Origin of the sequence: Deinococcus misasensis DSM 22328, assembly GCF_000745915.1 — a bacterium.
Classification (GTDB): Bacteria; Deinococcota; Deinococci; order Deinococcales; family Deinococcaceae; genus Deinococcus_C; species Deinococcus_C misasensis.
The window spans coordinates 22,307-28,787 of record NZ_JQKG01000049.1; the positions used below are offsets into that span (position 1 = coordinate 22,307).

Sequence of the window (6,481 nt, forward strand, 5' to 3'; positions counted from 1 at the left end):
CGGTTTGGTGCGTTGTCTGGAGAAACTTCAGCACCTCAGGTGATGCTTTCGGAGCTTTTCGGTACACTGGGCAGGGACCAAAGGCGATGAACAGAATGCACCTCAACATCCTCAAGCCGGGCCTCTTGACCCTCGTGCAAGATCTGGGCAGGCAGGGATTCCGCCAGCATGGGGTCTCCCAGAGCGGTGCCCTTGACCTTCAGGGACATCGCCTTGCCAACTTTTTGTTGGGGAATGTCCCGCAAGCTGCCACACTGGAAATCACCTTGGGCGGTCTGCAACTGGAAGCCGCTTCTGAAGGATGGGTGGGGCTGGCAGGCTCTGGTTTGCATGCCGTTCTGAACGGCCAGAGGGTGCAAGGCCAGAGGGCACTTCACTTGAAAACCGGCGATTGCCTCGAATTCAAACCCACCCCCTCGGGGGCCAGAGCTTACCTCGCTTTGCCGGGAGGTCTGGATGTCCCCGAAGTGCTGGGAAGCCGCAGCACCCACCTTCGAAGTGGGGTGGGGCCTCCCCGGATTCAGGCCGGGATGGTGATCAAAGCTCTGGGTCCGAATCCCATCATGAAAGGCCGTTTCTTTCTTTCTGCAGAGCCTCTTCCAGCCTTGCTCAAAGTGCAGGTCATTCGGGGTCCAGAGTGGGAAGACCATCCAGCAGTGCATGAAGTGTTTCAGGTGACGGCCCAATCAGACCGCATGGGACTCCGTCTGGAAGGCCCACCCATCCGGTTGCAACGCACTGCAGAAATGTACAGTGTGGCTGTGCTGCCCGGAACCGTGCAGTTGCCCTCAGGTGGACAGCCCATTGTGCTGCTTTCCGATGCCCAGACCACCGGAGGTTATCCGCGCATCTTGCAGGTGATTCAGGCGGACCTCTGGAAACTCGGGCAGGTGTTGCCAGGGCAGCACATCCAGTTTCAGGAGGTGTCCATTCAGGAGGCCACCAGAGCCCTGCGTGAGCAACACCAAAACAACCTCAGGCTTCAGAAGCTCCTGAGCAGGTATATTGAACCATCATGGACCTGAACTGTGACCTTGCAGAAGGTGCTCCTTTTGACCATCAACTGATTGAAACCATTGACAGTGCCAACATCGCCTGTGCATTCCATGCAGGAAGTCCCTCTCTCATCCGTGAAACGGCCCTGCTGTGCTTGGACCATGGGGTGCATGTGGGGGCACACCCCGGTTTTCTGGACCGTGCCAACTTTGGCCGTCTGGAACAACAGGTGACCCCACAAGAGGTTTATGAACTGGTGACGTTTCAGGTGGCAGGCATGCTGGGCATCCTGAACCCCATCGAGATTCCCTTGCACCACGTTAAATTGCATGGTGCCCTTTACAACCAGACCGCTCGGGACCTGAATCTGGCCCGAGCAGCCGTGCACGGCATTCTGGAGCAGCATCAGGATGTGGTTTTTTACGGCCTCGCAGGCAGTGCCCACATTCAGGCTGCCCGCGAAGTGGGCATGAAGGTCTGGCAAGAAGCCTTTATGGACCGCACCTATCAACCCGACGGTTCCCTGACGCCCAGAAGCCACCCTGACGCCCTGCACCACTCCACAGAAGCTGCCCTGAATCAGGCCAGAGAAATTGCCAGTGGTCATGTGACGGCACTTGGGGGTCAGAAGATTGCGCTGCAAGCAGACACCCTCTGTTTGCATGGAGATGGAGAACACGCCGTGGAATTTGCTCTGGCAGTCCGTGAAGTGTTGAGAAGCGGTCAGTGATCAGCTTTCAGCAGTCAGCAAAAAATCAGGAATGCGCTTGTTCGAAGAAATCCATTGATGCAGTTTCATAAGTGCTGATGGTTGATTTCTAAGGTATCTTGTATTGTTGTTGTGTGAATAAGCTTCATTTGACCATTCAAGTGGGTGTTGGTGCAGGACCCCTGCGATTTGGGATGACCTCTCAGGAGGCCGCAAATTCACTTGGCCTTGTTCCAAAGCGTTCTCTTGAAAGCCGTTTTTCTGATGAAACCTCTGATTTTTATTGGGATCCTTTCCTCAAGCTGAGTTTCGAACCAGGCCGAGGCTTAACGCTGATTGAAACCACCGCTGAATGTGGTGTATCCGTGGATTTTGAAGGCCAGATTCTGTTAAATGACACAGGTTACATCGAAAACATTCAAAATATCTTGGCAGCACGGGATCCAAACAGCTTTATTGAATATCAGCAGGTGGTTTTTCCTGCGTTGGGGATCAGTATTCCCAAGGACCTTTCCGATAAATCAGCATCCTTTGCGATTGCACCAATCACATCAGAATCTTGATGTTTTTGGATCACCAATACCCACAGAAACCAGCACACGCTAAGGGACAGTTACTTGCTGTGAACTGTCTATTGTAAATTTTTGGATCCTCGATCCCAAAGCTCAACTCCTCTTGTTTAGAGATCTGGAGTGATCTGTACAAGTCAGAGTTTCAGGGTGTTCTTTTCCCTGACGGGTGACGGCTTTCTCCAATGACACGCCAGAGGCCAGACTTTGTTCGCTCCCTGCCCCTCCTGTGTATCCTTCTTTGCTTGCGTTGTGCCTTTCGTGCTACAATAAAGACCCGAAGGCTTGAGCGCTTCGGCATTTTTTTTGCTGTTTTTCCTCAAGCAAACACCCCAACCCGGCCACACGTCATCGGACCAGCAAGAAGGGTCTGAAGCGTTCTTTTTTTGTTTTCGAGAGGAGCAACATGAAATACATCTTCGTGACAGGCGGCGTGGTGTCCAGCCTTGGTAAAGGCGTGGTCACCAGTTCACTCGGGGCCCTTTTGCGCTCCAGAGGCTACAAAGTCACTGCTGTGAAAATCGATCCCTACATCAACATTGATGCAGGAACCATGCGTCCCTACGAGCACGGCGAAGTGTTCGTGACCTCTGGGGGCAGCGAAACCGATCTGGACATCGGCAACTACGAGCGCTTTCTGGACATGGACATCCCCGAGGGGTCCAACATCACCACCGGACAGGTGTACCAGACCGTGATTCGCAAAGAGCGTGCCGGAGAGTACCTCTCCCAGACCGTGCAGGTGATCCCCCACATCACCGACGAGATCAAACACCGCATCCGTGCTGCCGGAGAGCGTGCCGGTGCCGAAATCGTGATTGTGGAGGTCGGTGGAACCGTCGGTGACATCGAGAGCACCCCCTTTCTGGAAGCCATCCGCCAGATGCGTTTCGACGAGGGCATCGAAAACACCATGTTCGTGCATGTGACCCTGGTGCCTTATCTGGAAACCAGTCACGAATTCAAAACCAAACCCACCCAGCACAGCGTGGCCACCCTGCGCAGCGTCGGGATTTCACCGGACGCCATCATTGTGCGTTCCAAGGTGGAGTTGCCTCAGGACATCGCCAAGAAGATTGCCCTGTTCACCTCGGTGATGCCCGGACGGGTGTTCACCAGTTACGATGTCGCCAACATCTACGAACTGCCGATTGCCTTTGAAGAACAGGGACTCGGGCGTGTTGTGGAAAAGCAACTCGAAATGGAGAAAGTCACCCCCAACCTGAGCGTCTGGCAAAACGCCGTGCAGGTGATGAAACGCCCCGAGAACGAAGTCACCATCGCCATTGCCGGGAAATACACCGCCATGCCCGATGCCTACAAGAGCCTCTTGGAGTCTCTGGAGCACGCAGCCATTGGCAACAATGCCCGCCTGAACGTCAAATGGGTCAACACCGAAGACGTCACCGACGAGGACATTGCTGAGCACTTCAAAGGCACCGATGCCATTCTGGTGCCCGGTGGGTTCGGCATCCGGGGCATCGAAGGGAAAATCCGCACTGCGCGCTACGCCAGAGAGCAGAAAATCCCTTACCTCGGGATTTGCCTTGGCATGCAAATCGCAGTGATCGAGTATGCCCGCAGCATCTGCAAACTGGAACAGGCCAACTCCAGCGAGTTTGACCAGTACACCCAGCATCAGGTGATCGGTCTGATGCCCGAGCAACTGGAAGTGGAAGGCATGGGAGGCACCATGCGCCTTGGAGACTGGCCCATGAAAGTGGAAGCCGGCACCAAACTGGGCGAAATTTACGGGGTTCCCAATGGCGGAACCGTGATGGAGCGCCACCGCCACCGTTACGAGGTGAACCCGGCTTACGTGCAGCAACTCAAGGATGCCGGTCTGGTGATCTCGGGCGTGACCCCCGGCATGCAAGGCAGAGGTGCTGGTCTGGTGGAAGCCATCGAACTGAAAGACCACCCCTTCTTTGTGGCCCTGCAATCCCACCCCGAGTTCAAATCCCGTCCCATGCGTCCCAGCCCTCCGTTCAAAGCCTTTGTGGCCGCAGCCCTGAAACGCCAGTCTCAGGCTTGAATCTGAAGTTTTGAGCCAGTGGACCACCCTCCACTGGCTTTTTTCATTTCACATCAAAATTTTGATAAAATTTTCCCATGCGATGGCTGGAACTTTATGACGTAACCGATTCACATCCAAGGCTCTTTGATTCGCCCGAAACCGCCCTGCGCTACCTGCGTGTCCATGAACGGCTGGCACCCGATCAGCAACAACATGTGCTGGACACACTGGAGCAACAACAACGGTGTGAGCTGAGCCCCCCCGTGACCCGCAAGAGTTACGTGCTGAAGTACCGGGAGTGAGCATGCGTTTTGGCATGCTGATTTACCCCGGGGTCAGCGAATACGAACTCGGGGTGTTCACCAGTGTCCTGAGTTACGCCAAACAAACCCGCACCGACATCGAAGTGTGCACCCTTGCCCGCACCAGAGGATCCATCCAGACCAGTGGAGGATTGGTCCTGACCCCCCACTACGCTTTCCCCTCTGCCCCAGAGTTCACGGTGTTGATGGTTCCCTCAGGGACCCAGACCCAGAAACACGCCAGAGACCCCCTCACCAAACAGTATTTGCAAAACCACCCCACCCACTACGCAGCAGTGGGCTCTGGAATTGTGTTCCTCGGTGAATCCGGCCAGATCAAAAACAAAGAGGTCTCCACCTCGCTGGAACTCGAATCGCTGGTCTGGAAATACGAGCCTCTGGACGTGCAAACCGCATCCTTTGCCAAATTTGCCGGGAACTACTTCGCAGAAAGTCAGGGACAGGTGCTCGAACTGGCGTACTCGGTCATCGAAGACCACTTCGATGCAGGCATTTATGGTCTGGTGCGTTCCAAGTTTGGGGCAGGACTCAGTTCAGGCTGAGTTGCACCATCAGGCGTTCCAGGGTGCTGCTCGGGTCCACCCCTCGCTTCATGGCGAAATCGGCCTCCATGATGCGCTCCAGATGCAGTCGGATTTTGGTCTCATTGAGTTTGCGGGCCACTTCCAAGGCTTTTTTGGTGGGAAAAGGTTTGGCCCCGAGTTTTTGTGCAGCTTCATTCTCCTGAATGCCGGGCTGTTCCTTGCGCAGAGCCACACATTTGGCGACCAGACTGTACTGCCACACCACCGCCCCGAGCAGTTTGAACGGGTCCTCGCCAGAAGCCATGAGGCGGTCCAACTGTGAAAGGGCTGCTCGGGTGTTTCCAGCGGTGGCCGCCCCGAGCATCTGAAAAGAATCGCCGGGAGGGTTCAAGTTGACGGTGCGCCGCACCAGATCCAGACCCACTTTGCCCTCGGCAATCAAAGTGAGTTTGTACAGTTCGCTTTCGATGCTGGCGAGATCCGTCTGGAACACCTCTGCAAGCCAGAATGCTGCATCTTTTTCCAGAGGCAACTTGTGCAGTTTGGCCCTTGCCATGGTCCATCCTGCAATGTCTCCGGTTTTGGCTGGGGAGGGGAGGGGAAAGTGCTGCCCGAGCTTCTCGTAGGACTTGATGCGGGTGGCAGGCGCAGCAGGATCAATGATCACCACCACTGCATCGGATTTCCCACACACCTCGATGACCTCTTTGGGGTTCTTGATGCCCTCGAAGTCCAGAATCACCCCACTCGGGCCGAACAGACTGCTTTGCAGGTGCGGCAGAACCGCGTCCAGAGTGATCTCCTCTGGAGACAGGCGGGTGATGTCGCGGTGGTTCAGGCCGTGTTTTTCGACTTCACGCCTCAGGGCATCTTCGATCAGGAAACGGTGGCCAGAGAAAGCAAGCAACATGGTGTTAAGAGTTTACTTGATCTGCCGAGGGCCAAGGGCCGAGGGCAAAAGAATGCTTTTGCAAAAGCTTGCAGGGTGCATCACGATACGCTTCTTGTGTAAAAAAGAAGGCCTTGGCTTGGTCTCCTTGTCTGCTACGCCCCTACAAGTCCCCTTGACGATTTTCTGGACGCACAGCACGATGCTCTCGGCTCTCGGCTCTCGGCTCTCGGCTCTCGGCTCTCGGCTCTCGGCTCTCGGCTCTCGGCCCTCGGCCCTCGGCTAATGGCTCAAATCCCCACTTGGTAGTAAGATGGTTCACGGACTGACGCGTGTGCGTCTGATGGGCCCCGAGCCCACCCCTTTCCCCAGGAGGACGTGTGAAACAGATCTACGATTACACCCGCGAACACATGCAGAAGGCTCTGGAAGCCCTGGAAAACAACCTGTCTGT

At 55.4% G+C, this 6,481-nt stretch carries 7 protein-coding genes; 6 read left to right on the forward strand and 1 reads right to left on the reverse strand.

All coding sequences use genetic code 11. The annotated features are described in order from the left end of the window. Positions 1-86: 86 nt before the first annotated feature. The 6 genes from Q371_RS19890 to Q371_RS19915 all read left to right on the forward strand — a co-directional run bounded on the left by Q371_RS19890 (position 87) and on the right by Q371_RS19915 (position 5,156). Complete coding sequence (locus Q371_RS19890) at positions 87-1,025, forward strand: 5-oxoprolinase subunit C family protein (RefSeq protein WP_051964879.1); 939 nt, start codon at positions 87-89, stop codon at positions 1,023-1,025. Then, positions 1,016-1,726 carry a 5-oxoprolinase subunit PxpA gene (locus Q371_RS19895; RefSeq protein ID WP_034343822.1) on the forward strand — a complete coding sequence of 237 codons (711 nt, stop codon included), beginning with the start codon at positions 1,016-1,018 and terminating at the stop codon, positions 1,724-1,726. Before Q371_RS19890 ends, Q371_RS19895 begins: the two co-directional genes overlap by 10 nt. 113 nt (positions 1,727-1,839) lie before the next feature. Continuing rightward, positions 1,840-2,268, forward strand: a complete 429-nt coding sequence (locus tag Q371_RS19900) for a hypothetical protein (RefSeq protein ID WP_157442837.1) — start codon at positions 1,840-1,842, stop codon at positions 2,266-2,268. A gap of 412 nt (positions 2,269-2,680) precedes the next feature. Then, positions 2,681-4,309 (forward strand): CTP synthase, encoded by a 1,629-nt coding sequence (locus tag Q371_RS19905; RefSeq protein ID WP_034343827.1) that lies wholly within the window; start codon positions 2,681-2,683, stop codon positions 4,307-4,309. A gap of 77 nt (positions 4,310-4,386) precedes the next feature. Next, on the forward strand, positions 4,387-4,593 hold the full coding sequence (locus Q371_RS19910) for a hypothetical protein (protein WP_034343830.1): 207 nt from the start codon (positions 4,387-4,389) through the stop codon (positions 4,591-4,593). Positions 4,594-4,595: 2 nt separating this feature from the next. Further along, entirely contained in the window at positions 4,596-5,156 is a 561-nt protein-coding gene (locus Q371_RS19915) for a type 1 glutamine amidotransferase family protein (RefSeq protein ID WP_034343832.1), read from the forward strand. Here Q371_RS19915 and holA read toward each other — a convergent pair. Then, positions 5,143-6,048, reverse strand: coding sequence for a DNA polymerase III subunit delta (gene holA, locus Q371_RS19920; RefSeq protein ID WP_034343835.1), 906 nt, complete (start codon positions 6,046-6,048; stop codon positions 5,143-5,145). The genes Q371_RS19915 and holA overlap by 14 nt on opposite strands. Positions 6,049-6,481 lie beyond the last annotated feature (433 nt).